This window comes from Bacillus sp. NEAU-242-2 (genome assembly GCF_027853835.1).
Taxonomy (GTDB): Bacteria; Bacillota; Bacilli; order Bacillales; family Bacillaceae; genus Bacillus; species Bacillus velezensis.
This window is the reverse complement of record NZ_JAPNNY010000001.1, coordinates 298,532-323,966: the sequence shown is the minus strand read 5'-3', so window position 1 is coordinate 323,966 and position 25,435 is coordinate 298,532. Positions and strand designations below refer to the sequence as shown.

Sequence of the window (25,435 nt, the reverse complement as noted above, 5' to 3'; positions counted from 1 at the left end):
ATGAAAATAAGACCGATCTGGACGCATAGAATGGGAGTGGCATTTTGAAGAATATTTGTCTTTTAGGAGCAACAGGATCAATAGGGGAGCAGACGTTAGACGTATTGCGCATGCATCAAGATCAGTTCCGTCTCGTCTCGATGACTTTCGGTAAAAACGCCGAGAAAGCGATCCCGTTGATCAGAACGTTTCAGCCGAAATATGTAGCAGTCGGCGACATGGATACATATCAAAAAGTGAAAGAAGCGTCTTTTTCTCATGAATGCCAAATCGGCATCGGAGAAGAAGGCCTGATTGAAGCGGCAGTCATGGACGAAGTGGATATCGTGGTCAATGCGCTGCTTGGAAGCGTCGGTTTAATCCCGACTTTGAAAGCGATTGAACAGAAAAAAACAATTGCGCTTGCAAATAAGGAAACTCTCGTCACTGCCGGGCATATAGTGAAAGGACACGCAAAACGATACGGTGTTCCTCTTCTTCCGGTCGACAGCGAACATTCCGCTATTTTTCAGGCGCTGCAAGGCGAACAGAGCAAAAATATCGAGCGCCTGATCATTACGGCATCCGGCGGCAGTTTCAGAGATAAAACGCGGCAGGAGCTTGAGTCTGTAACGATTGCCGACGCCCTTAATCACCCGAACTGGTCGATGGGTGCAAAGATTACGATTGACTCGGCTACAATGATGAATAAAGGGCTTGAAGTCATTGAAGCGCATTGGCTGTTTGACATTCCGTATGAACAGATTGACGTTGTATTACATAAAGAGAGCATCATTCATTCGATGGTTGAATTTCACGACAGAAGCGTCATCGCCCAGCTTGGAAATCCGGACATGAGGGTGCCGATTCAATACGCGCTGACATATCCGGACCGGCTGCCTCTGCCTGAAGCAAAAAGGCTTGAATTATGGGAGATCGGAAGCCTTCATTTTGCGAAAGCTGACTTTGAAAGGTTCCGCTGCTTACAATTTGCCTTTGAATCAGGTAAAATAGGGGGAACGATGCCGACGGTTTTAAATGCGGCCAACGAAGAAGCCGTTGCCGCTTTTCTTGCCGGACGGATTTCATTCTTATCGATTGAGGACCTGATTGAAAAAGCATTGGACCGCCACAGCGTAATTCAGGATCCGAGTCTTGCGGATATCCAAGAAGTGGACAAAGACACCCGGGGATACGTTAATTCAATACTCACATAAGGTGGTATGTTCGTGAATACAGTTATCGCGTTTATTATTATTTTCGGAACGCTCGTTTTTTTCCATGAGCTCGGGCATTTATTGCTCGCCCAAAGAGCGGGAATCCTTTGCCGTGAATTTGCGATCGGCTTCGGCCCTAAAATCTTTTCATTTAAAAAGAATGAAACCGTGTATACGATCAGACTCCTTCCGGTCGGAGGGTTCGTCCGCATGGCCGGTGAAGACCCGGAGATGATCGAAGTCAAACCCGGTTATACCGTCGGGCTTCTTTTTAATAAAGAGGACGAAGTGGAAAAAGTCATCATTAATCAAAAGGAAAAATATCCCGACGCTTTAATTATCGAGGTGGAGACGGCTGATCTTGAGCACGAAATGAAGATTACCGGGTACGAGCAGGGGAAAGAAGATGAACTGGCGGGCTTTACTGTCAGTCAGACCTCTTTTTTTATCGTAGACGGAGAAGAAGTGCAGATTGCGCCTTACAATCGACAATTCGGGTCTAAACCCGTATGGAAGCGGATTAAGGCGATTGCTGCCGGTCCGATAATGAACTTCATCTTAGCGTATGTCATTCTCGTCATGCTCGGATTTATTCAAGGCGTGCCTTCGAATCAGCCTGAGCTCGGGAAGCTGACAGACAATGGACGCGCAGCTGCTGCCGGTTTAAAAGAAGGCGACTATATCCAGAGCATTAACGGTGAAAAAATGAGGTCATGGACCGACATCGTGACAGCTGTAAAAGAAAATCCCGGGAAAAAAATCGATGTCGCCGTCAAACGGGACGGCAAATCGTTTCATATCTCGGTTACACCTGAAGCTGTAAAAGATGAAAATAAAAAAACAATCGGCCGCTTCGGCTCTTATGCGCCGACTGAAAAAGGCGCGCTTGCAGCGATTGCTTACGGCGCGACATCTACCGTTGATGTTACAAAAGCGATCCTGACCAATCTGAGCAAACTTGTGACAGGCCAGTTTAAGCTTGATATGCTTTCGGGCCCTGTCGGCATTTATGATATGACGGATCAAGTTGCAAAAACCGGTATTATCAACCTATTCCAGTTTGCGGCGTTTTTAAGCATCAACCTGGGAATCGTCAACCTGCTGCCGATACCGGCGCTTGACGGCGGACGGCTGCTGTTTTTATTCATTGAAGCAATCCGCGGCAAGCCGATAAACCGTGACAAGGAAGCATTTGTCGTATTTATCGGCGTAGCTTTCTTAATGCTTCTTATGCTGGTTGTCACATGGAACGATATCCAGCGTTTATTCTTATAATTGACTAGTAAAAAATCAGAGGTGCGAAGACATGAGACAAAGTTTGACGCTTATTCCGACCCTGAGAGAAGTGCCGGCTGATGCTGAAGCAAAAAGCCATAAGCTTCTGCTGAGAGCGGGATTTATCAGACAAAATACGAGCGGGGTTTACAGCTACATGCCCCTGGCTTACAGGGTCATTCAAAACATTCAGAAGATCGTGCGTGAAGAAATGGAAAAAATCAACGCGGTGGAAATGCTGATGCCGGCCCTTCAGCAGGCTGAAACATGGCAGGAATCAGGCAGATGGTATACGTACGGGCCTGAATTAATGCGTCTGAAAGACCGCCACGGCCGTGAATTTGCTTTAGGCGCGACACATGAAGAAGTCATTACTTCTCTCGTGCGCGATGAGGTGAAATCTTATAAGCGTCTGCCGCTCACTCTTTACCAGATCCAGTCTAAATTCAGAGATGAAAAACGCCCGCGTTTCGGGTTATTGCGCGGACGCGAATTCATCATGAAAGATGCGTATTCTTTCCATGCTTCTGAAGAAAGTCTGGAGGAAACGTACCAAAACATGTACGGCGCATACAGCAGCATTTTCGCACGCTGTGAATTAAACGTCCGTCCCGTTATTGCCGACTCGGGCGCGATGGGCGGAAAAGACACGCATGAATTTATGGCTCTTTCTGAAATAGGGGAAGATACCATCGCTTATTCCGATGGATCCTCTTACGCAGCCAATACGGAAATGGCGGAAGTTGTCATGAACAGCGAGCCGTCAGATGAAACACCCGAGGCATTGGAGAAAATTGATACGCCGAATGTCAAAAGCATTGAAGAGCTCGCTTCGTTCTTGCATATTGAGCCGAGCGCCTGCATCAAATCAATGCTGTTTAAAGCGGATGACCGATTTGTTCTCGTGTTAGTAAGAGGCGATCATGAGGTCAATGACGTGAAAGTGAAAAACCTTCTGAACGCGGAAGTGGTTGAGCTTGCGTCTCATGAAGAAGTAGCGGAGAAACTTGGCGCGGAGCCGGGATTTGCGGGGCCGATCGGCGCTGCCGGCGACATTGAGATTTATGCCGACCAAGCCGTGAAAGTAATGGTAAACGCCGTTTGCGGCGCGAATGAAAAAGACCGTCATTACCGAAACGTAAACATCGAACGTGACGCGTCTGTAAAAGCATACGCCGATCTTCGAATCATTCAGGAAGGCGATCCGTCACCTGACGGAAAAGGCACGATCCGTTTCGCTGAAGGGATTGAGGTCGGACAAGTCTTTAAACTCGGCACGCGTTACTCTGAAGCGATGAATGCGACATACCTTGATGAAAACGGGCGTGCGCAGCCGATGCTGATGGGATGTTACGGAATCGGCGTGTCCAGAACGCTTTCAGCCATCGCTGAACAGCATCACGACGAAAAAGGCTTGATCTGGCCGAAGAGCGTTGCTCCGTATGATCTTCATATTTTGGCGCTGAATATGAAAAACGAAGCGCAAAAAGAGCTTGCTGAACAGCTTTACGGCAAATTCCAGGCGGAAGGTTATGAGGTATTATACGATGACCGCGCTGAACGCGCAGGCGTGAAGTTTGCTGATTCTGATCTGATCGGCCTTCCGATCCGCATCACTGTCGGAAAACGTGCCGACGAAGGCATCGTAGAAGTGAAAATCCGCAAAACCGGTGAATCTGCCGAAGTTTCAGTGGATGAGCTTTCTGAATTTATTAAGACGAAGTAATCACCATAACGAATCGTCCAAAATCATGTTAAAATAGAGAAAAAAGAAGGTACCTCATCACCTGCGGAGGTACCTTCACTTATGATGTTTTAAGGGAGGGATACTGTCTGAATGGAACAGTTATCAGTAAACAGAAGACAGTTTCAGATTCTTCTGCAGCAGCTTAATATGACAGATGATACCTTCATGACATACTTTGAAGACGGAGAGATTGATAAACTGACAATCCATAAAGCAGAAAAAGCCTGGCATTTCCAATTTCGCTTTAAGGCTCTTTTGCCGTATCAAATATATGATTCATTCATGATGAGGTTAACACAATCGTTTGCTCACATCGCCCGTGTCACATCGTCTGTTCAGGTCATCGATCCTACAGTGACAGAGGAGCTTGTACAGGATTATTGGACACGCTGTATTGAAGAGCTTGAAGGAACCTCGCCGCCGATGGTGGCTCTTTTGAATCAGCAGAAGCCGAAGCTCAAGGGAAACAAACTGATCGTGAAAACAAAAACAGATACAGAAGCATCGGCGCTCAAAAATAAATACAGCACACTGATTCAGCACAGCTACCGCCAATTCGGATTTCCGGAACTGCAGCTGGATACCGAAATTTTCGTATCTGACCAAGAAGTCCAGAAATTCCGCGAGCAAAAGCTTGCTGAAGATCAGGAGCGGGCGATGCAGGCGCTTATCGAAATGGAGAAGAAGGAAAAAGAGGGCGATGAGGATCAAGCGCCGTCCGGCCCGCTTGTCATCGGCTATCAAATTAAAGAGAACGAAGAAATCCGGACGCTTGACAGCATCATGGATGAAGAAAGAAGAATTACGGTGCAGGGGTTTGTGTTTGATGCTGAAACACGCGAGCTGAAAAGCGGACGCACGCTCTGCATTTTCAAAATCACGGACTATACAAACAGCATTTTAGTAAAAATGTTCGCCAGAGAAAAAGAAGACGCCGCTTTGATGAAAACGCTGAAAAAAGGCATGTGGGTGAAGGCGCGGGGAAGCATTCAAAACGATACATTCGTCAGAGACCTCGTCATGATTGCAAATGACGTGAATGAAATAAAAGCCAAAACCCGTGAAGACACCGCTCCTGAAGGCGAAAAACGGGTTGAGCTTCATCTGCATTCTCCGATGAGCCAAATGGATGCTGTAACGGGCATCGGAAAGCTTGTCGAACAGGCGAAAAAATGGGGACATGAAGCGATTGCGTTAACTGATCACGCCGTTGTGCAGTCTTTCCCGGATGCCTATTCCGCCGCGAAAAAACACGGCATAAAAATGATATACGGAATGGAAGCCAATATCGTGGATGACGGCGTTCCGATCGCATACAATCCAGCTCACCGTCTCCTGGAAGAAGACACATACGTCGTCTTTGACGTTGAAACGACAGGTCTGTCCGCAGTGTATGACACCATCATTGAGCTTGCCGCAGTCAAAATAAGAGGCGGAGAAATCATCGATAAATTCGAAGCGTTCGCCAATCCGCACCATCCGCTGTCAGCAACGACGATAGAGCTTACCGGGATAACGGACGACATGGTCCGCGACGCTCCCGATGTCGTTGACGTCGTCCGGGATTTTAAAGAATGGATCGGCGATGACGTGCTTGTGGCTCATAACGCCAGCTTTGATATGGGATTTTTAAATGTGGCGTACAAGCGTCTTTTGAAAACGGAAAAAGCGAAAAATCCGGTTATTGATACGCTGGAACTCGCGCGTTTCCTGTATCCTGAGTTTAAAAATCACCGCTTAAATACGTTATGTAAGAAGTTTGATATCGAATTAACCCAGCATCACCGAGCGGTCTTTGACGCTGAAGCAACGGGCTACCTGCTGTTGAAAATGCTCAAAGATGCCGCTGAAAAAGACATTTTTTATCATGATCAGCTGAATGAGAATATGGGACAATCCAATGCTTATCAAAGATCAAGGCCTTATCACGCTACATTGCTTGCCGTAAATGAGACCGGCCTTAAAAATCTGTTTAAGCTCGTGTCCATTTCTCATATTCAATATTTCTACAGAGTGCCGCGCATTCCGAGGTCGCAGCTTAATAAATACAGAGAAGGTCTGTTAATCGGCTCTGCCTGTGACAGGGGAGAGGTCTTTGAAGGCATGATGCAAAAATCACCTGAAGAGGTTGAAGATATCGCATCATTCTATGATTATCTTGAAGTGCAGCCGCCGGAAGTATACAGACACCTTCTGCAGCTTGAGCTCGTCCGGGATGAAAAAGCGCTGAAAGAAATCATCGCCAACATCACGAAGCTCGGGGAAAAATTGAATAAGCCGGTCGTTGCCACCGGAAATGTCCACTATTTAAACGATGAGGACAAAATTTACCGGAAGATCTTAATATCTTCCCAAGGCGGCGCCAACCCGTTAAACCGGCACGAACTGCCTAAAGTGCACTTCAGAACGACAGATGAAATGCTGGATGCTTTCTCCTTTCTCGGTGCGGAAAAAGCGAAAGAAATCGTGGTTGACAATACGCAGAAAGTCGCTTCGATGATCGATGAGATCAAACCGATCAAAGACGATCTGTACACGCCGAAAATTGACGGAGCTGATGAAGAAATCCGTGAAATGAGCTATCAGCGCGCCAGAAGCATTTACGGTGAAGAGCTTCCTGAAATTGTGGAAGCGAGAATAGAAAAAGAATTAAAAAGCATCATCGGTCATGGATTCGCCGTTATTTATCTCATCTCTCATAAGCTTGTAAAACGGTCTCTGGATGACGGTTATCTCGTCGGCTCCCGGGGGTCCGTCGGTTCATCGCTTGTGGCGACCTTAACGGAAATCACTGAAGTGAATCCGCTCGCTCCGCACTATGTGTGCCCGAGCTGCCGATATTCCGAATTCTTTAATGACGGATCAGTCGGTTCCGGTTTTGACCTTCCGGATAAAAGCTGCCCGTCTTGCGGCACACCTTTGAAAAAGGACGGGCATGATATCCCGTTTGAAACGTTCTTAGGCTTTAAAGGTGACAAAGTACCCGATATCGACTTGAACTTCTCAGGTGAGTATCAGCCCCATGCCCATAACTACACGAAAGTGCTGTTCGGTGAAGATAACGTGTATCGCGCGGGAACGATCGGCACCGTTGCGGAAAAGACGGCTTACGGATATGTGAAAGGCTATGCGGGTGATCACAACCTACACATGCGCGGCGCGGAGATCGACCGTCTGGTGCAGGGCTGCACCGGCGTTAAGAGAACGACCGGCCAGCACCCGGGGGGGATTATCGTTGTCCCGGATTACATGGATATTTACGATTTTTCCCCGATACAATTCCCGGCAGATGCGACGGGGTCTGAATGGAAAACGACTCATTTTGACTTCCACTCCATTCATGACAACCTGCTGAAGCTTGATATATTGGGGCACGATGATCCGACAGTCATTCGGATGCTCCAGGATTTAAGCGGAATTGATCCGAAGACGATTCCGACAGATGATCCGGAAGTTATGAAGATTTTCCAAGGTACAGAATCGCTCGGCGTCACTGAAGAGCAGATCGGCTGTAAAACGGGGACGCTCGGTATTCCTGAATTCGGGACGCGATTTGTGCGGCAGATGCTTGAGGATACGAAGCCGACGACGTTCTCCGAGCTTGTCCAGATTTCCGGGCTTTCCCACGGAACGGACGTATGGCTCGGCAATGCGCAGGAACTGATACACAACAATACGTGTGAACTGAGCGAAGTGATCGGCTGCCGTGATGACATTATGGTTTACTTGATCTATCAGGGCCTTGAGCCTTCACTGGCCTTTAAAATCATGGAATTCGTGCGTAAAGGCAAAGGCCTGACGCCGGAATGGGAAGAAGAAATGAAAAAGAACAATGTGCCGAACTGGTATATTGATTCATGCAAAAAAATCAAATACATGTTCCCGAAAGCCCACGCCGCCGCATACGTATTAATGGCGGTGCGGATTGCATACTTTAAAGTGCATCACGCGCTTTTATATTATGCTGCGTATTTTACCGTCCGCGCAGATGACTTTGACATTGATACAATGATTAAAGGCTCGACCGCCATCAGAGCGGTGATGGATGATATCAGCTCTAAAGGGCTTGATGCTTCGCCGAAGGAGAAAAACCTCCTTACCGTGTTAGAGCTTGCGCTTGAAATGTGTGAGCGCGGCTATTCCTTCCAGAAGGTCGATCTATACCGTTCGAGCGCTTCGGAATTTATCATTGACGGCAACAGTCTCATCCCGCCGTTCAACTCAATTCCGGGACTCGGAACCAACGCCGCTCTCAATATTGTGAAAGCGCGGGAAGAAGGGGAGTTCCTTTCAAAAGAGGATCTTCAAAAACGCGGAAAAGTGTCAAAAACCATTTTAGAGTATTTAGACCGTCACGGCTGTCTTGAGTCGCTTCCGGACCAAAATCAGCTGTCTCTGTTTTAAGCTTTGTGCACAGCCTCCGAGCGGAGTTAGATTTGCATTAAATATATGGTTATGGTATAGTTTTATTGGAAATGCTAACGATTACCGAGGCAAAGAGTGGGGAAACCCGCTCTTTTGTATTGAACAGGCAATTTTGCCTCGACATGTCCATCGTTTTCTCAATGCCCCTGCTCTTTTGAAGCAGGGTTTTTATGCAGAGGAACGGCTGATATGATATCGACAGCACAAGGAGGAAAAACATGAGCAAAAAAGTGACTGATACCGTTCAAGGAATGGCTCAGCCCATACTGGATGACCTTCAGCTTGAACTCGTAGACATTGAATTTGTCAAAGAGGGTCAAAACTGGTTCCTTCGCGTGTTTATTGATTCCGATAACGGTGTTGATATTGAGGAGTGCGCCAAAGTCAGCGAAGCGTTAAGCGAAAAGCTGGATGAGGCCGATCCGATCACTCAGAACTACTTTCTTGAAGTATCTTCTCCTGGAGCCGAGCGTCCATTAAAGAAAAAAGCCGACTTCGAAAAATCACTGGGCAAAAATGTGTACATGAAAACGTACGAACCGATTGACGGTTTAAAAGTGTTTGAAGGCAAATTGGCTGAATTTGATGGACAAACTGTTACAATAGAGATGACGGTCAAAACAAGAAAGAAACGGGTCAATATTCCGTATGAAAAAATAGCTAACGCGAGATTAGCTGTAACATTTTAATGAATGAAGTATTAGTGTTTAAGGGGGGAGACCGCTAACATGAGCAGTGAACTATTAGATGCTCTCACTATTCTTGAAAAAGAAAAAGGCATCAGTAAAGACATTATCATCGAAGCAATTGAAGCTGCCTTAATTTCCGCGTATAAGCGAAATTTTAACCAGGCGCAAAACGTACGGGTCGATCTGAACCGTGAGACGGGCACGATCCGCGTGTTCGCAAGAAAGGATGTCGTAGACGAGGTATACGATTCAAGACTTGAAATCTCGCTTGACGACGCCCAGCACATCCATCCGAACTACCTTGTCGGAGATGTCGTTGAAATAGAAGTAACGCCGAAAGACTTCGGCCGCATTGCTGCGCAGACGGCGAAACAAGTGGTGACGCAGCGTGTCCGTGAAGCTGAGCGCGGCGTGATTTACTCAGAATTTATCGATCGTGAAGAAGACATCATGACGGGAATTGTACAGCGCTTAGACAGCAAGTTTATTTACGTGTCTCTCGGCAAGATTGAAGCGCTGCTGCCCGTCAATGAACAAATGCCGAATGAGAGCTATAAACCGCACGATCGGATTAAAGTATTTATCACAAAAGTCGAAAAAACGACAAAAGGGCCGCAGATCTATGTATCAAGAACGCATCCTGGCCTGTTGAAGCGTCTTTTTGAAATCGAAGTGCCGGAAATTTATGACGGAACGGTCGAACTGAAATCCGTTGCCAGAGAAGCGGGCGACCGCTCTAAAATCTCCGTCCGCACTGATGACCCTGACGTTGATCCGGTCGGTTCATGCGTCGGTCCTAAAGGCCAGCGGGTGCAGGCGATCGTCAATGAACTGAAAGGCGAAAAAATTGATATCGTCAACTGGTCTGATGATCCGGTTGAATTTGTTGCCAATGCGCTCAGCCCGTCTAAAGTGCTGGATGTCATCGTCAGCGAAGAAGAAAAAGCCACGACTGTCATCGTTCCTGATTACCAGCTTTCTCTGGCAATCGGAAAAAGAGGGCAAAACGCCCGCTTAGCCGCGAAATTGACAGGCTGGAAAATCGATATCAAAAGTGAAACGGATGCAAGAGACCTTGGCATCTATCCGAGAGAGCATGAAGAAGATGACGATTTAGAGCCGCTCTTTATGGAGCCTGAAACAGCCGAATCGGATGAATAAGAGGTGACTTTAGGTGAATAAGCGAAAAAAAATTCCTCTGCGCAAATGCGTGGTAACGGGGGAAATGAAGCCTAAAAAGGAACTGATCCGAATTGTCCGTTCTAAAGAAGGAGAGATTTCAGTCGATCCGACCGGAAAGAAGAACGGGCGGGGTGCCTATATCACCCTTGAGAAAGAATGCATCTTAGCTGCGAAAAAGAAAAACACATTGCAAAATCAATTTCAATCACAAATCGATGACCAGATTTTCGAAGAATTGCTGGAACTGGCGGAAAAGGTGAAAAAATAACATGTCTGGAATGGAATGGTTTCCCTTGCTGGGTCTGGCCAATCGAGCTCGTAAGGTCGTGTCGGGCGAGGACTTGGTTATAAAAGAAATTAGAAATGCGCGTGCAAAACTTGTTCTGCTGACAGAAGATGCATCTGCGAATACTGCAAAAAAAGTATCCGATAAATGCAATTATTATAAAGTGCCTTATAAAAAAGTCGAAAGCCGCGCGGATCTCGGCCGCTCTATCGGCAAGGAATCACGTGTCGTTGTCGCCGTCACTGACCAAGGTTTTGCGAATAAGCTGATCAGCTTGCTCGATTAATATTTTTGGGGGTGAACGAATGGCTAAAATGAGAGTTTACGAATATGCAAAAGCCATCAATGTTTCAAGCAAGGAAATTTTGACTGCGCTGAAAAACATGGATATAGTAGTAAATAACCATATGGCAATGCTTGAAGAAAAGACCATTAAGCAGCTTGATGCGAAATTTAAAAAAGGCGGCGCCGGCGTTACATCTCAGAAGCCTGCGGAAACGAACAAAAACAAGCCGCAAGGGATTAATCAGCAGCCTGCTGGGAATCAACCAAACAAAATTCGAGACGGAAAGAAGAATGACGTGCAGAATAATCAATTTAACAAAAACAAGAAGAACAACAACAACAAAAACAAAAACAAACGCAATCATAACAACAAAAATCAGTATCAGCAAAAACCGCTGAAACCGAAAAAAGAGCTTCCTGAGAAAATTACGTTTTCCGGCTCTTTAACAGTCGGGGCCTTAGCCGAAGAACTTGGCAAAGAACCGTCTGAACTCATTAAAAAACTGATGCTTCTGGGCGTAATGGCTACGATTAACCAGGAGCTTGACAAAGACACAATCGAACTGATCGCATCTGAATACGGTGTGGAAACAGAAGAAGTGATTGTGCTCGAAGAAACTGAGCTTGAAAAGTATGAAGAGGCTGACAAAGAAGAAGATCTTCAAACCCGTCCGCCTGTCGTGACGATCATGGGCCACGTTGACCACGGGAAAACGACCCTTCTTGACAGCATCAGAAAAACAAAGGTTGTTGAAGGTGAAGCCGGCGGAATCACCCAGCATATCGGGGCGTACCAGATCGAAGAAAACGGCAAAAAAATCACGTTCTTAGATACTCCGGGACACGCGGCGTTCACAACAATGCGTGCGCGCGGTGCGGAAGTAACTGATATTACCATTTTAGTCGTAGCGGCTGATGACGGCGTTATGCCGCAAACAGTCGAAGCCATCAACCATGCGAAAGCGGCTGAGGTTCCGATTATCGTTGCCGTGAATAAAGTGGATAAAGAAAGCGCGAACCCTGACCGTGTCATGCAGGAGCTGACTGAATACGGACTCGTTCCTGAAGCATGGGGAGGAGAAACGATTTTCGTTCCTCTGTCCGCTCTTACAGGCAAGGGAATTGACGAGCTTGTCGAAATGATTCTGCTTGTCAGTGAAGTGGAAGAGCTGAAAGCCAATCCGAACCGTCAGGCAAAAGGAACGGTTATTGAAGCTGAGCTCGATAAAGGAAGAGGATCTGTCGCGACACTTCTCGTTCAAACGGGAACATTGCATGTCGGAGATCCGATCGTTGTCGGAAATACATTCGGCCGCGTGCGGGCCATGGTCAATGATCTCGGCCGCCGCGTGAAAACAGCCGGACCGTCCACACCTGTAGAAATCACGGGCTTAAACGACGTACCGCAGGCTGGCGATCAATTCCTCGTCTTTAAAGATGAAAAAACAGCCCGTTCTGTCGGTGAAGCACGCGCTTCCAAGCAACTGGAAGAACAGCGCAGCGACAAAGCGAAGCTGAGCCTCGATGATCTGTTTGAACAAATTAAACAAGGCGATGTCAAAGACATCAATTTAATCGTAAAAGCTGACGTTCAAGGTTCAGCCGAAGCGTTAACAGCCGCTCTTCAAAAAATTGAAGTAGAAGGCGTAAAAGTGAAAATCATTCACACAGGCGTCGGTGCGATTACGGAATCAGACATTATTCTCGCATCTGCTTCAAATGCAATCGTTATCGGGTTTAATGTGCGCCCAGACGGAAATGCTAAGAGCACGGCTGAAGCTGAAAATGTAGATATCCGTCTTCACCGTATCATTTACAAAGTCATCGAAGAAATTGAAGCGGCGATGAAAGGAATGCTTGATCCTGAGTACGAAGAAAAAGTCATCGGTCAGGTTGAAGTGCGCCAAACATTCAAAGTGTCGAAAATCGGCACGATTGCCGGCGGATATGTAACAGACGGCCACATTACACGTGACAGCGGACTCCGCCTGATCCGTGACGGCGTGGTCATCTTCGAAGGGGAAGTAGACGTTCTGAAACGCTTCAAAGATGATGTGAAAGAAGTTTCACAAGGATATGAATGTGGTATAACGATTAAGAAATACAATGACATTCGCGAAGGCGACGTCCTTGAAGCGTATGTCATGCAGGAAATCGAAAGAAAGTGATCGGATTTGCGGAATGTGAATGCATCATTTATGATGCGGGATCATTAAAGGAGAAACGAGCCGTTCTGAAGCGGATTATAACGAGGGTTCAGAATAAGTTCAACGTGTCGGCCGCAGAAATCGGCTATCAGGACACTTGGCAGCGGACCAGCTTCGGAATCGCCGTCGTCTCCTCCTCTCACGTTCAGGCGGAAAAGGAGATCCAGCGTGTACTCGCGTTTATTGACTCCTTTCCCGAGATAGAACGGACGATCACTAGAACAGAGTGGTTTTAACTTAGAGGTGATTGAATTGAGTATGAGAGCAAACCGTGTCGGCGAGCAGATGAAAAAAGAGCTCGGGGATATTATCAGCCGAAAGCTGAAAGACCCGAGAATCGGATTTCTCACTGTAACAGACGTACGTGTTTCAGGTGATTTACAAATAGCGAAGGTGTATATCTCCGTCCTCGGCGGAGAGAAAAAGAAAGAGGAGGCGCTGAAAGGGCTTGAGAAAGCGAAAGGATTTATCCGTTCCGAAATCGGCAGCCGAATCAGACTCCGCAAAACGCCTGAGCTTGAATTTGAATTTGATGAATCAATTGAGTACGGCAATCGTATTGAAACATTGATTCACGAACTGCATTCAGATAAACCGTCTGAATAACGGGAAAGAGGATGGGCGAGTGTCGTCTGTCCTCTTTTCTGCGTTTTACGGGATACAATTGATAACAAAGGAGCGAAAGACAGATGGTTAACGGAGTTCTCCTTTTACATAAACCGGTCGGCATGACTTCTCACGACTGTGTAATGAAAATAAGAAAACTGTTAAAAACAAAGAAAGTCGGGCATACGGGAACCCTTGATCCGGAAGTGTCAGGCGTACTGCCGATCTGTGTCGGACGGGCTACAAAGATCGTTGAGTACGTCACCGACAAGTCAAAAACGTACGATGCTGAGATCACTCTCGGTTTCTCCACATCGACCGAAGACCAGACGGGAGAAACGGTCAGCGTAAAACCTGTCAGGGAGCCGCTGAAAGAAGCGGATATCAAAGCCGTTTTAGACGAATTGAAGGGACCGCAGGAGCAAGTGCCGCCGATGTATTCCGCGGTAAAGGTCAACGGGAAAAAGCTCTATGAATACGCCAGAGCGGGTATTGAAGTGGAGCGGCCGAAGCGGAATATCACGATTGAAGATATCGCGCTCACTTCCCCTGTCACTTATAACGAAGACACAGCATCATTCCGCTTTACAGTCACGTGCTCAAAAGGCACTTACGTCAGAACGTTGGCGGTGACAATCGGTGAAAAACTCGGCTATCCTGCGCATATGTCGCATCTCATCCGCACTGCTTCCGGCGATTTCAGCCTTGATGAATGTTTCACGTTTGAGGAACTTGAACAGCAGGTTTCGGACGGAACGGTTGCAGAGCATGCCGTGCCGATCGATAGAGCGCTCAATCATTTGCCGAAATGGGTCATAAGTGATACATTAGCTAAGAAAGCTGAAAACGGGTCGGTGTTTGACATCCCGGCGGAATTTTCTGCAATGACAGCTGACGCCCGTATAGCGGTCTGTACTGAAGACGGAGAATGTGTGGCCATTTATATGCCGCATCCTTCAAAAAAAGGACTGCTGAAACCGGCTAAAGTGCTCATGCAAAAAAGCGAACAATAAGAAAAAAGGTGACCGTTCTGTGAAGACGATACATATTTCTCATCCGCATCATTTACAAAAAGAAGAGCAGCCGGCGTCTGTCATGGCGCTCGGCTACTTTGACGGCGTTCATTTGGGACACCGGAAAGTAATCGGAACAGCCAGACAAATTGCCGAAGAAAAAGGCCTGTCGCTGGCCGTTATGACGTTTCATCCACACCCTTCCCATGTGTTGGGCAGGGACAAAGAGCCAAAGGATCTGATTACGCCGCTTGAAGATAAAATCAGCCAGATCGGGCGTTTAGGCGCTGATGTGCTGTATGTCGTAAAGTTTGATGAAGCGTTTGCGTCTCTGTCTCCAAAACAGTTTGCCGAGGAGTATATTTTAGGGTTGAACGCGCGGCACGCTGTGGGAGGCTTCGATTTTACGTACGGAAAATACGGAAAAGGTACGATGGAGACGTTGCCGGACGATTTAAACGGCAAGGCCGGATGCACGACTGTCGAGAAACAGACCGAGCAGGACAGAAAGATCAGCTCCACTTATATCCGGTCAGCGCTCCAGGATGGTGACGTTGAACTTGCGCACACTCTTCTCGGCCAGCCGTATTTTATCCGGGGCACTGTGATTCACGGAGACAAAAGAGGCCGCACCATCGGTTTTCCGACCGCGAATGTCGGCCTGCACAACAGCTATATCGTGCCGCCGACAGGCGTGTATGCAGTGAAAGCCGAAATAAAAGGCGAGGTGTATGAAGGCGTCTGCAACATCGGCTACAAACCGACCTTTTATGAAAAGCGTCCCGATCAGCCGTCAATTGAAGTTCATTTGTTTAATTTTCAACAGGATGTATACGGAGAAGACGTTAAAATCGAGTGGTACAAACGAATCCGAAGCGAACGGAAGTTTAACGGCATCGATGAACTGACGGCTCAGATCGGGAAAGACAAACAAGAAGCGATCCGTTTTTTCAGCAAATAACGGAAAAAACATCAAAAGTACACAAATTTTATTCTAAAAGATTTGCATATGGGCGCGATTTTTAGTATCATATGTTTCGTAGTCTTAAAACCATTGCTTGGCAATCCGAAGTCACCGACGGTTGCTAGGTAACTGGGGCTAATTATGATATGGAGGTGAAACAGGATGGCAATTACTCAAGAGCGTAAAAATCAACTCATCAGCGAGTTCAAAACACACGAATCTGATACTGGTTCTCCAGAAGTTCAGATCGCTATCCTAACAGACTCAATTAACAACTTGAACGAGCATTTGCGTACTCACAAGAAAGATCACCACTCACGTCGCGGTCTTCTTAAAATGGTAGGTAAACGTCGTAATCTTCTTACGTATCTGCGTAATAAAGACGTAACTCGTTACCGTGAGTTAATTAACAAACTAGGCTTACGTCGATAATCGTAAAAAGCGGGAGGATTCCCGCTTTTTTATCGTATTAAAGCGAAAAAAATAATAATAAAAAAACAATGAAATCCTTTTACATACTACTTTGACATTGATATGTTCAATTCATTTCGTTCATAATAGGAGTAATTGATTATTTCACACATTAAGAGAGGAGCTCGTAATCGAATGGGACAAGAGAAACATGTCTTTACCATAGATTGGGCCGGCAGACAGCTTACAGTAGAAGCCGGCCAGCTTGCCAAACAGGCAAACGGCGCTGTCATGGTCCGCTACGGCGATACTGCAGTGCTCAGCACAGCAACCGCATCAAAAGAACCGAAACCGCTAGATTTTTTCCCGCTTACCGTTAACTATGAAGAAAGATTATACGCAGTAGGTAAAATTCCGGGCGGTTTTATTAAAAGAGAAGGCCGTCCAAGTGAAAAGGCCGTTTTAGCCAGCCGTCTGATCGACCGTCCGATCCGCCCGCTTTTCGCAGACGGATTCCGTAACGAAGTACAGGTCATCAGCATTGTCATGAGTGTTGATCAGGACTGCTCATCTGAAATGGCTGCAATGTTCGGTTCATCACTCGCTCTTTGCGTTTCCGATATCCCGTTTGAAGGCCCGATCGCGGGTGTGACGGTAGGCCGCATTGAGGGGAAATTCGTCATCAATCCGACGGTTGACCAGCTTGAAAAAAGTGATATCAACCTCATCGTTGCAGGCACAAAAGATGCCATCAACATGGTGGAAGCCGGAGCGGATGAAGTTCCTGAAGAAATCATGCTTGAGGCGATAATGTTCGGTCACGAAGAAATTAAGCGCCTGATCGCATTCCAAGAAGAAATCGTCGCAGCAGTCGGCAAAGAGAAAACAGAGATCGAACTGTATGAAATTGACGAAGAGCTCAGCGCAAAAGTAAAAAGCCTTGCGGAGCCGGATCTGCTTAGCGCCATTCAGGTTCACGAAAAACATGCTCGCGAAGACGCGATCAATGAAGTGAAAAATGCAGTTGTCGCGAAATTCGAAGAAGAAGAGCATGATGAAGATACGATTAAAAAAGTGAAACAGACACTGTCTAAACTCGTGAAAAACGAAGTGCGCCGTTTGATCACAGAAGAAAAAGTCCGTCCGGACGGCCGCGGCGTTGATCAAATCCGCCCGCTTTCTTCAGAAGTCGGCCTTCTGCCGAGAACACACGGATCCGGGCTGTTTACGAGAGGACAGACGCAGGCGCTCAGCGTATGTACATTAGGAGCCCTTGGAGACGTTCAGATTCTTGACGGTTTAGGCGTGGAAGAGTCAAAACGCTTTATGCATCATTATAACTTCCCGCAGTTCAGCGTAGGGGAGACAGGCCCGATGCGCGGACCGGGACGCCGTGAGATCGGTCACGGTGCTCTTGGAGAGCGTGCGCTTGAGCCGGTCATTCCGAATGAAAAAGACTTCCCGTATACGGTCCGCCTCGTATCTGAAGTGCTTGAATCAAACGGTTCCACTTCACAGGCCAGCATCTGCGCAAGTACGCTTGCCATGATGGACGCAGGTGTTCCGATTAAAGCCCCTGTTGCAGGTATCGCGATGGGACTTGTGAAATCAGGCGAGTACTATACGGTATTAACCGATATTCAAGGAATGGAAGACGCCCTCGGTGACATGGACTTTAAAGTAGCCGGCACGGAAAAAGGCGTGACAGCGCTGCAAATGGACATTAAAATTGAAGGCCTTTCAAGAGAAATTCTTGAAGAAGCGCTTCAGCAGGCGAAAAAAGGAAGAATGGAAATCTTGGACAGCATGCTCAGCACGCTTGGTGAATCAAGAAAAGAACTTTCTCAATATGCGCCGAAAATTTTAACGATGACCATTAATCCGGATAAAATCCGTGACGTTATCGGACCGAGCGGTAAACAAATCAACAAAATCATTGAAGATACCGGTGTTAAAATTGACATTGAACAAGACGGCACCATCTTTATTTCTTCTACTGATGAAAGCAGCAACCAAAAAGCGAAAAAAATCATCGAAGATCTTGTCAGAGAAGTCGAAGTCGGCCAACTTTACCTCGGTAAAGTGAAACGGATTGAGAAATTCGGCGCTTTTGTTGAAATCTTCAGCGGAAAAGACGGTCTCGTTCACATCTCTGAACTAGCGCTCGAACGGGTCGGCAAGGTTGAGGATGTTGTGAAAATCGGTGACGAAATCCTTGTGAAGGTAACTGAAATTGACAAACAGGGACGAGTGAATCTGTCGCGTAAAGCAGTGCTGCGCGAAGAGAAAGAAAAAGAACAGGAACAACAACAATCTTAAATGAAAACCTAACAAGGAGCCTGGGAGACCCGGCTTCTTTATTTTGAGAAAGACAACAGACGGGTTCTACCTTGTCCTCCTCATACATAATGTGTGATGAGGGGGGAAGGACATGTTGAAAAAATTCGTGCCGTTTGCCGTTTTTTTATTTCTTTTTTTTGTTTCGTTTGAAATGTTAAAAAACCCGTATACAGTTGATTACATAGACGCAATGAAAAAAGACGCGGTAACTGTGTCAGCATCAAAAGATCCGCTCTATGAAGAATTACTGCAAAAAGCGTCAGAGTATGAAGTGAAGCCGCAAGACGCGCGGATTGATAAAATATGGAAGAGTATACCGGGGTATAACGGTTTAAAAGTCAATGTGGAAAAATCCTATAAACAAATGAAAAAGGACGGAGAATTTCACGAAGACGACCTTGTCTATGAGCAGGTAAAGCCGAAAGTCCATCTTGATTCTCTCGCGCCTGAACCCATTTATAAAGGAAATCCCGACAAACCGATGGTCGCTTTCCTGATAAATGTCGCCTGGGGAAATGAATACGTGGAGCAAATGCTGCCTATTCTGAAGCAGCACCAGGTCAAAGCAACTTTCTTTCTTGAAGGGAAATGGCTGAAAAACAATCAGGAACTGGGGAAAAAAATAGCGGCAGACGGACATGAAATCGGAAATCATTCATACAATCACCCTGATATGAGCAAACTGACTTCAGGAAGCATTTCCGAACAGCTTGACAAAACCAATGCACAAATCAGCGAGACGCTCGGCATGAAGCCGAAATGGTTTGCGCCGCCAAGCGGCAGCTTCAGAAAAGCCGTGGTCGACCTTGCGGCGGAAAAAGGAATGGGCACCATCATGTGGACCGTTGACACCATTGACTGGCAAAAACCGTCTCCCGCTGTTTTACAAACAAGGGTGTTGAGCAAAATACATAACGGAGCCATGATTTTAATGCATCCGACTGATCCGACTGCGAAAAGCCTGGATACACTGATTGCAAAAATCAAAGAAAAAGGCTACGCGCTCGGCTCAGTGTCTGACTTAATGGATGAAAACAGGCTGATGAAGTAGCAGGCGGCAGTTGCCTGTCTTTGAATAGGAGGAACAGACTTGATAAAACGCTATACATGCCAAAACGGTGTAAGAGTTGTGCTTGAAAATAATCCAACGGTGCGGTCTGTGGCAATCGGCGTCTGGATCGGGACGGGATCACGTCATGAAACGCCGGAGACAAACGGTATTTCGCACTTTCTTGAGCATATGTTTTTTAAAGGAACAAATACCAGGTCCGCACGTGAAATCGCAGAATCCTTCGATCGGATAGGCGGCCAAGTGAATGCCTTCACTTCAAAAGAATATACGTGCTATTACGCCAAAGTGCTGGATGAGCATGCAAACTACGCACTTGATGTGCTGGCTGATATGTTCTTTCATTCTGCTTTTGACGAAGATGAGCTCAAAAAAGAAAAGAACGTCGTATATGAAGAAATCAAAATGTATGAAGACGCGCCGGATGACATTGTCCACGATCTGCTGAGCAAAGCGACATACGGCAATCATTCGCTCGGATACCCGATTCTCGGGACGGAGGAAACGCTTTCGTCGTTTAACGGCGATTCTCTCAGACAGCATATGGATGACTTTTACACGCCGGACCGCGTCGTCATTTCTGTCGCCGGAAATGTAACGGAACAATTCATTAAAGACGTGGAGAAATGGTTCGGTACATACGAAGCGAAGGGCAAAGCAAGCGGCATCAGCGAGCCTGAGTTTCATTATGAAAAGCTGACCAGAAAAAAAGACACCGAACAGGCGCATCTCTGTCTCGGTTTCAAAGGCCTGAAAGTCGGAGATCCGGACATTTACGATTTGATCGTCTTAAACAACGTGCTTGGCGGAAGCATGAGCAGCCGTCTTTTCCAGGATGTGCGCGAAGATAAAGGACTGGCCTATTCTGTATACAGCTATCACAGTTCCTATGAAGACAGCGGTATGCTGACGATTTACGGAGGCACCGGCGCGAATCAGCTCGGACTTCTGTCTGAAACCATTCAGGAAACGTTATCGGTTCTAAAACGTGACGGTATCACCCCGAAAGAGCTGGAAAACAGCAAAGAGCAAATGAAGGGGAGCTTAATGCTCAGCTTAGAAAGCACAAACAGCAAAATGAGCCGGAACGGGAAAAACGAACTCCTGCTCGGAAAGCATAAGACCATGGATGAAATTATCGCTGAATTAAATGCGGTCAGCCTGGAAAGCGTCAACGGCCTCAGCCGCCGCTTATTTACGGATGATTACGCACTATCGCTCATCAGCCCGACCGGCAATATACCGGCCTCGTCTTAAGCTGCAAAGCAGTCTGCCTCTATACGGGGCAGGCATTTTTTTTTGCTCCGGGTCATATAGTACAAGGGGGTGGCTATCATGAGGCTCAGTGAACTGTCAGGTAAAGAAATTGTGGACATTAAACGGGCAGAGCGGCTCGGCGTGCTCGGCCAGACCGATTTGGAAATTAATGAACAGGACGGACAAATTACCGCGCTGTTGATACCGACGGTAAAATGGTTCGGATTGCGAAAACAAGGCCACGACATCCGCGTCCCCTGGAACCATATCCAAAAAATCGGGTCAGACATGATCATTTTAGACGTTCCGGGGGAGATCACGCCTCCCGAAGAGTAGATCTTATTCATTTTTTGCAAGCACCGGCTCATACAGCCGGTGCTTTTTTCATGAAAAAGACGCTGTACATTCACCGCCCTTTCTCTTTGCACATACGATGAAGAGGAGGATGACACTTAAAAGATCCAGTAACTGTAAAGAAGGTGAACGTTTCAGATGTTAACCGGATTAACAATTGCGATCATTGGCGGTGACGCAAGACAGCTTGAGATTATAAGAAAGCTGACAGAACAGCATGCCGATATTTATCTTGCAGGGTTTGACCAATTGGATGACGGTTTTACAGGAACCGTCAAATGCAAAATTGATGAGATTCCCTTTCAAAAAATAGACAGTATCATCCTGCCTGTATCGGCAACGACCGGAGAAGGCGTTGTTTCCACGGTTTTTTCAAATGAAGAAGTGGTATTAAAGCAGAGCTATCTTGAGCGGACACCGGAGCATTGCGTCATTTATTCAGGCATCTCCAATGCATATCTTGAGGGGATCGCCAGCGAAGCCGGCCGTAAGCTTGTGAAATTATTTGAGCGGGACGACATCGCGATATTCAACTCGATTCCCACTGTTGAAGGAACAATCATGATGGCGATTCAGCATACGGATTATACCATTCACGGATCAAATGTTGCCGTTCTCGGCATGGGGCGCACCGGTATGACGATCGCCCGGACGTTTGCAGCGTTAGGGGCGAAAGTAAAAGTGGGCGCGCGGAGTTCGGCTCATTTAGCCCGTATATCGGAAATGGGGCTTTCTCCTTTTCAACTTGAAGAACTTACTGAACATGTAAATGATATTGATATCTGCATTAACACCGTACCGAGCTTGATTCTGAATCAAAGCGTTTTATCGCGCATGACGCCGAAGACCTTGATTTTGGATTTAGCATCCCGTCCGGGCGGAACGGATTTCAAATATGCTGAAAAACAAGGCATTAAAGCGCTGCTTGCTCCGGGTCTTCCGGGAATTGTGGCCCCGAAAACAGCCGGACAGATTATTGCGAACGTATTGAGCAAGCTTTTGGCAGACTTAAAGAAAGAGGGGAAATAGCCATGTCTCTGAAAGGGAAAAGAATCGGATTCGGATTAACCGGCTCGCATTGCACATATGAGGAAGTTTTTCCGCAAATAGAGGCGCTTATCAGTCAAGGAGCTGAAGTCCGGCCGGTCGTGACGTCAACCGTTCAATCGACCGATACCCGCTTTGGGGAGGGGGGAGATTGGGTCAGAAAAATTGAAGAAGCAACAGGCTTTGAGGCGATTGATTCCATCGTAAAAGCGGAGCCTCTCGGGCCGAAACTTCCGCTCGACTGCATGGTCATCGCCCCTTTAACCGGAAATTCAATGAGCAAACTCGCAAATGCGATGACTGACAGCCCCGTCCTTATGGCTGCGAAAGCCACGATCCGCAACGGCCGGCCGGTCGTGCTCGGAATTTCAACAAATGACGGACTCGGTTTAAACGGAACGAATTTAATGAGGCTGATGTCCGCAAAAAACATATATTTCATCCCGTTCGGCCAGGATGACCACGTGAAAAAACCGACATCGCTCGTCGCCAGAATGGATCTCCTTCCGATTACGGTAGAAAAAGCTCTTTTGCACCAGCAGGTTCAGCCGGTGCTCGTACACCATCATGAATAAAAAATCATGATGACAGAAAATCATTCCGGAATAAAAAAATTCGGTCAATCCGTGACTATTCTATGGTAAAATAAAACGTAAAATGCAAAGTCAATTCAACAAATGATGCTTAATTGGCGGAAGGAGTTTTACAGATGGGAAGAGGATTACACGTAGCAGTTGTCGGAGCGACGGGAGCCGTAGGACAGCAAATGCTGAAAACACTGGAAGACAGAAACTTTGAAATCGAAACACTCACACTACTATCCTCAAAGCGTTCTGCTGGTACGAAAGTAACGTTTAAAGGCGAAGGATATACAGTGCAGGAAGCTGTTCCTGAAAGCTTCGAAGGCGTTCATATCGCGTTATTCAGCGCCGGCGGAAGCGTATCACAAAGCTTGGCGCCTGAGGCTGTAAAACGGGGAGCCATCGTGATTGACAATACGAGCGCATTCCGTATGGACGAAAATACACCGCTCGTGGTGCCTGAGGTGAACGAAGGTGATCTGCACAAACATAACGGCATTATCGCCAACCCTAACTGTTCAACGATTCAGATGGTGGCTGCGCTTGAACCGATCCGCAAAGCGTACGGTTTGAAAAAAGTCATTGTATCTACTTACCAAGCTGTTTCCGGAGCCGGCAATGAAGCGGCGAAAGAATTGTACAGCCAGACAAAGGCGATTTTAAACAATGAACCCGCAGAACCGTCCATTATGCCGGTTAAAGGCGATAAAAAGCATTATCAAATCGCATTTAACGCCATTCCGCAAATTGATAAATTCCAAGACAACGGCTATACGTTTGAGGAAATGAAAATGATTAATGAAACGAAAAAAATCATGCATATGCCGAAGCTGGAAGTGGCTGCGACATGTGTCAGACTGCCGATTGAAACAGGGCACTCAGAATCTGTTTACATTGAGCTTGACCGTGATGACGCAACCGTTGAAGATATTAAACAGCTTTTAAAAGAAGCTCCGGGTGTTACGCTTCAGGATGATCCGGCGGAGCAGCTTTACCCGATGCCTGCTGATTGCGTCGGCAAACGCGATGTATTTGTAGGAAGAATCCGGAAAGATTTGGACAGAGCAAACGGTTTTCATTTGTGGGTTGTTTCTGATAACCTGTTAAAAGGCGCCGCTTGGAACTCAGTTCAAATCGCGGAAAGCCTGCAAAAACTGAACCTCGTATAAAACAAACGTATTTTCTATAGGCGAACAGAAGAGAGTAAGGCTCTGCCTGCTCTCTTCTGTTACGTCAGACTAATTTGGAGTGAAAATAGTGAAGATCATAGTTCAAAAATTCGGCGGAACATCCGTAAAAGATGACAAAGGCCGCAAGCTTGCGCTAGCACACATTAAAGATGCCATAAGTGAAGGTTATAAGGTTGTCGTTGTCGTATCGGCGATGGGAAGAAAAGGAGACCCGTACGCGACAGATTCTTTAATCGGGCTCCTTTACGGCAGCCAGTCCGACATTTCTCCGAGAGAGCAGGATATGCTTCTGTCTTGCGGAGAAACGATTTCGTCCGTTGTTTTTTCCAGCATGCTGAAGGAAAACGGCATAAAAGCCGCAGCTTTAACAGGAGCCCAGGCCGGCTTTTTAACCAATGCCCAGCATACTGACGCCAAAATTATAGAAATGAAAACAGAGCGGCTTTTCGCTGCACTCGCCAGCCATGATGCCGTCGTTGTCGCAGGGTTTCAGGGAGCGACTGAAAAAGGCGACACGACGACGATCGGCAGAGGAGGAAGCGATACATCAGCGGCAGCGCTCGGCGCGGCGGTTGATGCTGAGTTTATCGACATTTTTACGGACGTGGAAGGTGTTATGACAGCCGATCCGAGAATCGTGGAAAATGCTAAGCCGCTTCCGAATGTCACATATACGGAAATCTGCAACCTTGCCTATCAAGGCGCGAAAGTCATTCATCCGCGCGCGGTGGAAATCGCCATGCAGGCAAAGGTGCCGATCCGCGTGCGCTCCACTTATTCAAAAGACAAAGGCACTTTGGTGACGTCCCATCATTCGTCCAACGTCGGCAGCGATGTATTCGAACGGCTGATCACGGGGATCGCCCATGTGAAAGATGTGACGCAATTTAAGGTTCCCGCCAAAATGGGGCAATACAACGTTCAGACTGAAGTCTTTAAAGCAATGGCAAATGCCGGAATCAGCGTAGATTTCTTTAACATTACGCCGAGTGAAATCGTATATACCGTAGCCGGCAGTAAAACGGAAGCCGCGCGCAGCATCTTGGCTGAATTAGGATATGAGCCGACAGTGACGGAAAGCTGTGCGAAAGTGTCAGCGGTCGGCGCCGGAATAATGGGTGTTCCGGGTGTCACGTCAAAAATCGTCTCCGCACTTTCTGATAAAGGCATTCCGATTCTGCAATCTGCCGACAGCCATACGACGATCTGGGTGCTCGTTCATGAAAAAGATATGGTAACGGCCGTAAATGCGCTGCATGAAGTGTTTGAACTTTCAAAGTAAATGTGATTGAATCATGATGAGGTGAAAAA

22 protein-coding genes are annotated in these 25,435 nt (G+C 46.9%); all 22 read left to right on the top strand.

What is annotated here, in order from left to right:
• The first annotated feature begins 44 nt into the window (after positions 1 to 44).
• The 22 genes from dxr (at position 45) to dapG (ending at position 25,406) form a co-directional block, all read left to right on the top strand.
• Complete coding sequence (gene dxr / locus OWN49_RS01015; RefSeq protein ID WP_070081828.1) at positions 45 to 1,196, top strand: 1-deoxy-D-xylulose-5-phosphate reductoisomerase; 1,152 nt, start codon at positions 45 to 47, stop codon at positions 1,194 to 1,196.
• A 6-nt stretch (positions 1,197 to 1,202) separates the two neighbouring features.
• A complete protein-coding gene (gene rseP / locus OWN49_RS01010) occupies positions 1,203 to 2,471 on the top strand; it encodes an RIP metalloprotease RseP (protein ID WP_088005384.1) in 1,269 nt (422 codons plus the stop codon).
• Between the two features lie 31 nt (positions 2,472 to 2,502).
• Positions 2,503 to 4,197, top strand: coding sequence for a proline--tRNA ligase (locus OWN49_RS01005; RefSeq protein WP_176283319.1), 1,695 nt, complete (start codon positions 2,503 to 2,505; stop codon positions 4,195 to 4,197).
• A gap of 111 nt (positions 4,198 to 4,308) precedes the next feature.
• A complete protein-coding gene (locus tag OWN49_RS01000; protein WP_176283320.1) occupies positions 4,309 to 8,622 on the top strand; it encodes a PolC-type DNA polymerase III in 4,314 nt (1,437 codons plus the stop codon).
• A 239-nt stretch (positions 8,623 to 8,861) separates the two neighbouring features.
• Positions 8,862 to 9,332 (top strand): ribosome maturation factor RimP, encoded by a 471-nt coding sequence (gene rimP, locus OWN49_RS00995; RefSeq protein WP_003154197.1) that lies wholly within the window; start codon positions 8,862 to 8,864, stop codon positions 9,330 to 9,332.
• Between the two features lie 39 nt (positions 9,333 to 9,371).
• Positions 9,372 to 10,493 (top strand): transcription termination factor NusA, encoded by a 1,122-nt coding sequence (gene nusA, locus OWN49_RS00990; protein ID WP_003154195.1) that lies wholly within the window; start codon positions 9,372 to 9,374, stop codon positions 10,491 to 10,493.
• Positions 10,494 to 10,506: 13 nt separating this feature from the next.
• Positions 10,507 to 10,782: a glucose-induced regulator RulR gene (rulR, locus tag OWN49_RS00985; RefSeq protein WP_003154193.1), complete on the top strand. Its 276-nt coding sequence runs from the start codon at positions 10,507 to 10,509 to the stop codon at positions 10,780 to 10,782.
• Position 10,783: 1 nt separating this feature from the next.
• A complete protein-coding gene (locus OWN49_RS00980) occupies positions 10,784 to 11,086 on the top strand; it encodes a YlxQ family RNA-binding protein (protein WP_003154192.1) in 303 nt (100 codons plus the stop codon).
• 19 nt (positions 11,087 to 11,105) lie between these two features.
• Positions 11,106 to 13,253, top strand: a complete 2,148-nt coding sequence (gene infB, locus OWN49_RS00975) for a translation initiation factor IF-2 (RefSeq protein ID WP_077722206.1) — start codon at positions 11,106 to 11,108, stop codon at positions 13,251 to 13,253.
• Positions 13,250 to 13,528, top strand: a complete 279-nt coding sequence (locus tag OWN49_RS00970) for a DUF503 domain-containing protein (protein ID WP_003154188.1) — start codon at positions 13,250 to 13,252, stop codon at positions 13,526 to 13,528. Before infB ends, OWN49_RS00970 begins: the two co-directional genes overlap by 4 nt.
• Before the next feature lie 16 nt (positions 13,529 to 13,544).
• Positions 13,545 to 13,898, top strand: coding sequence for a 30S ribosome-binding factor RbfA (rbfA, locus tag OWN49_RS00965; protein WP_003154185.1), 354 nt, complete (start codon positions 13,545 to 13,547; stop codon positions 13,896 to 13,898).
• Between the two features lie 83 nt (positions 13,899 to 13,981).
• Positions 13,982 to 14,911 carry a tRNA pseudouridine(55) synthase TruB gene (gene truB, locus OWN49_RS00960; protein WP_069013689.1) on the top strand — a complete coding sequence of 310 codons (930 nt, stop codon included), beginning with the start codon at positions 13,982 to 13,984 and terminating at the stop codon, positions 14,909 to 14,911.
• 19 nt (positions 14,912 to 14,930) lie between these two features.
• A complete protein-coding gene (gene ribF / locus OWN49_RS00955; protein WP_007611467.1) occupies positions 14,931 to 15,872 on the top strand; it encodes a bifunctional riboflavin kinase/FAD synthetase in 942 nt (313 codons plus the stop codon).
• 165 nt (positions 15,873 to 16,037) lie between these two features.
• On the top strand, positions 16,038 to 16,307 hold the full coding sequence (gene rpsO / locus OWN49_RS00950) for a 30S ribosomal protein S15 (RefSeq protein WP_003154182.1): 270 nt from the start codon (positions 16,038 to 16,040) through the stop codon (positions 16,305 to 16,307).
• Positions 16,308 to 16,481: 174 nt separating this feature from the next.
• Positions 16,482 to 18,605, top strand: coding sequence for a polyribonucleotide nucleotidyltransferase (gene pnp, locus OWN49_RS00945; protein WP_172614695.1), 2,124 nt, complete (start codon positions 16,482 to 16,484; stop codon positions 18,603 to 18,605).
• A 112-nt stretch (positions 18,606 to 18,717) separates the two neighbouring features.
• On the top strand, positions 18,718 to 19,677 hold the full coding sequence (locus tag OWN49_RS00940) for a polysaccharide deacetylase family protein (protein ID WP_003154180.1): 960 nt from the start codon (positions 18,718 to 18,720) through the stop codon (positions 19,675 to 19,677).
• A gap of 39 nt (positions 19,678 to 19,716) precedes the next feature.
• Positions 19,717 to 20,952: a M16 family metallopeptidase gene (locus OWN49_RS00935; RefSeq protein WP_003154178.1), complete on the top strand. Its 1,236-nt coding sequence runs from the start codon at positions 19,717 to 19,719 to the stop codon at positions 20,950 to 20,952.
• A 78-nt stretch (positions 20,953 to 21,030) separates the two neighbouring features.
• Positions 21,031 to 21,288, top strand: a complete 258-nt coding sequence (locus tag OWN49_RS00930; protein ID WP_003154176.1) for a YlmC/YmxH family sporulation protein — start codon at positions 21,031 to 21,033, stop codon at positions 21,286 to 21,288.
• A 156-nt stretch (positions 21,289 to 21,444) separates the two neighbouring features.
• Entirely contained in the window at positions 21,445 to 22,335 is an 891-nt protein-coding gene (gene dpaA, locus OWN49_RS00925; protein ID WP_025851250.1) for a dipicolinic acid synthetase subunit A, read from the top strand.
• Positions 22,336 to 22,337: 2 nt separating this feature from the next.
• Positions 22,338 to 22,928, top strand: a complete 591-nt coding sequence (gene dpaB, locus OWN49_RS00920) for a dipicolinate synthase subunit B (protein ID WP_007409809.1) — start codon at positions 22,338 to 22,340, stop codon at positions 22,926 to 22,928.
• A gap of 134 nt (positions 22,929 to 23,062) precedes the next feature.
• A complete protein-coding gene (gene asd / locus OWN49_RS00915) occupies positions 23,063 to 24,103 on the top strand; it encodes an aspartate-semialdehyde dehydrogenase (RefSeq protein WP_102422478.1) in 1,041 nt (346 codons plus the stop codon).
• Between the two features lie 88 nt (positions 24,104 to 24,191).
• Positions 24,192 to 25,406, top strand: coding sequence for an aspartate kinase (gene dapG, locus OWN49_RS00910; RefSeq protein ID WP_025649453.1), 1,215 nt, complete (start codon positions 24,192 to 24,194; stop codon positions 25,404 to 25,406).
• Positions 25,407 to 25,435: the final 29 nt, after the last annotated feature.

What these genes read in the sequence shown, in the direction of transcription:
- rseP (WP_088005384.1), top strand. Translation starts at nt 1,203, where the DNA reads ATGTTCGTGAATACAGTTATCGCGTTTATTATTATTTTCGGAACGCTC.
- OWN49_RS01005 (WP_176283319.1), top strand. Translation starts at nt 2,503, where the DNA reads ATGAGACAAAGTTTGACGCTTATTCCGACCCTGAGAGAAGTGCCGGCT.
- OWN49_RS01000 (WP_176283320.1), top strand. Translation starts at nt 4,309, where the DNA reads ATGGAACAGTTATCAGTAAACAGAAGACAGTTTCAGATTCTTCTGCAG.
- rimP (WP_003154197.1), top strand. Translation starts at nt 8,862, where the DNA reads ATGAGCAAAAAAGTGACTGATACCGTTCAAGGAATGGCTCAGCCCATA.
- nusA (WP_003154195.1), top strand. Translation starts at nt 9,372, where the DNA reads ATGAGCAGTGAACTATTAGATGCTCTCACTATTCTTGAAAAAGAAAAA.
- OWN49_RS00980 (WP_003154192.1), top strand. Translation starts at nt 10,784, where the DNA reads ATGTCTGGAATGGAATGGTTTCCCTTGCTGGGTCTGGCCAATCGAGCT.
- infB (WP_077722206.1), top strand. Translation starts at nt 11,106, where the DNA reads ATGGCTAAAATGAGAGTTTACGAATATGCAAAAGCCATCAATGTTTCA.
- truB (WP_069013689.1), top strand. Translation starts at nt 13,982, where the DNA reads ATGGTTAACGGAGTTCTCCTTTTACATAAACCGGTCGGCATGACTTCT.
- rpsO (WP_003154182.1), top strand. Translation starts at nt 16,038, where the DNA reads ATGGCAATTACTCAAGAGCGTAAAAATCAACTCATCAGCGAGTTCAAA.
- pnp (WP_172614695.1), top strand. Translation starts at nt 16,482, where the DNA reads ATGGGACAAGAGAAACATGTCTTTACCATAGATTGGGCCGGCAGACAG.
- OWN49_RS00940 (WP_003154180.1), top strand. Translation starts at nt 18,718, where the DNA reads ATGTTGAAAAAATTCGTGCCGTTTGCCGTTTTTTTATTTCTTTTTTTT.
- OWN49_RS00930 (WP_003154176.1), top strand. Translation starts at nt 21,031, where the DNA reads ATGAGGCTCAGTGAACTGTCAGGTAAAGAAATTGTGGACATTAAACGG.
- dpaA (WP_025851250.1), top strand. Translation starts at nt 21,445, where the DNA reads ATGTTAACCGGATTAACAATTGCGATCATTGGCGGTGACGCAAGACAG.
- dpaB (WP_007409809.1), top strand. Translation starts at nt 22,338, where the DNA reads ATGTCTCTGAAAGGGAAAAGAATCGGATTCGGATTAACCGGCTCGCAT.
- asd (WP_102422478.1), top strand. Translation starts at nt 23,063, where the DNA reads ATGGGAAGAGGATTACACGTAGCAGTTGTCGGAGCGACGGGAGCCGTA.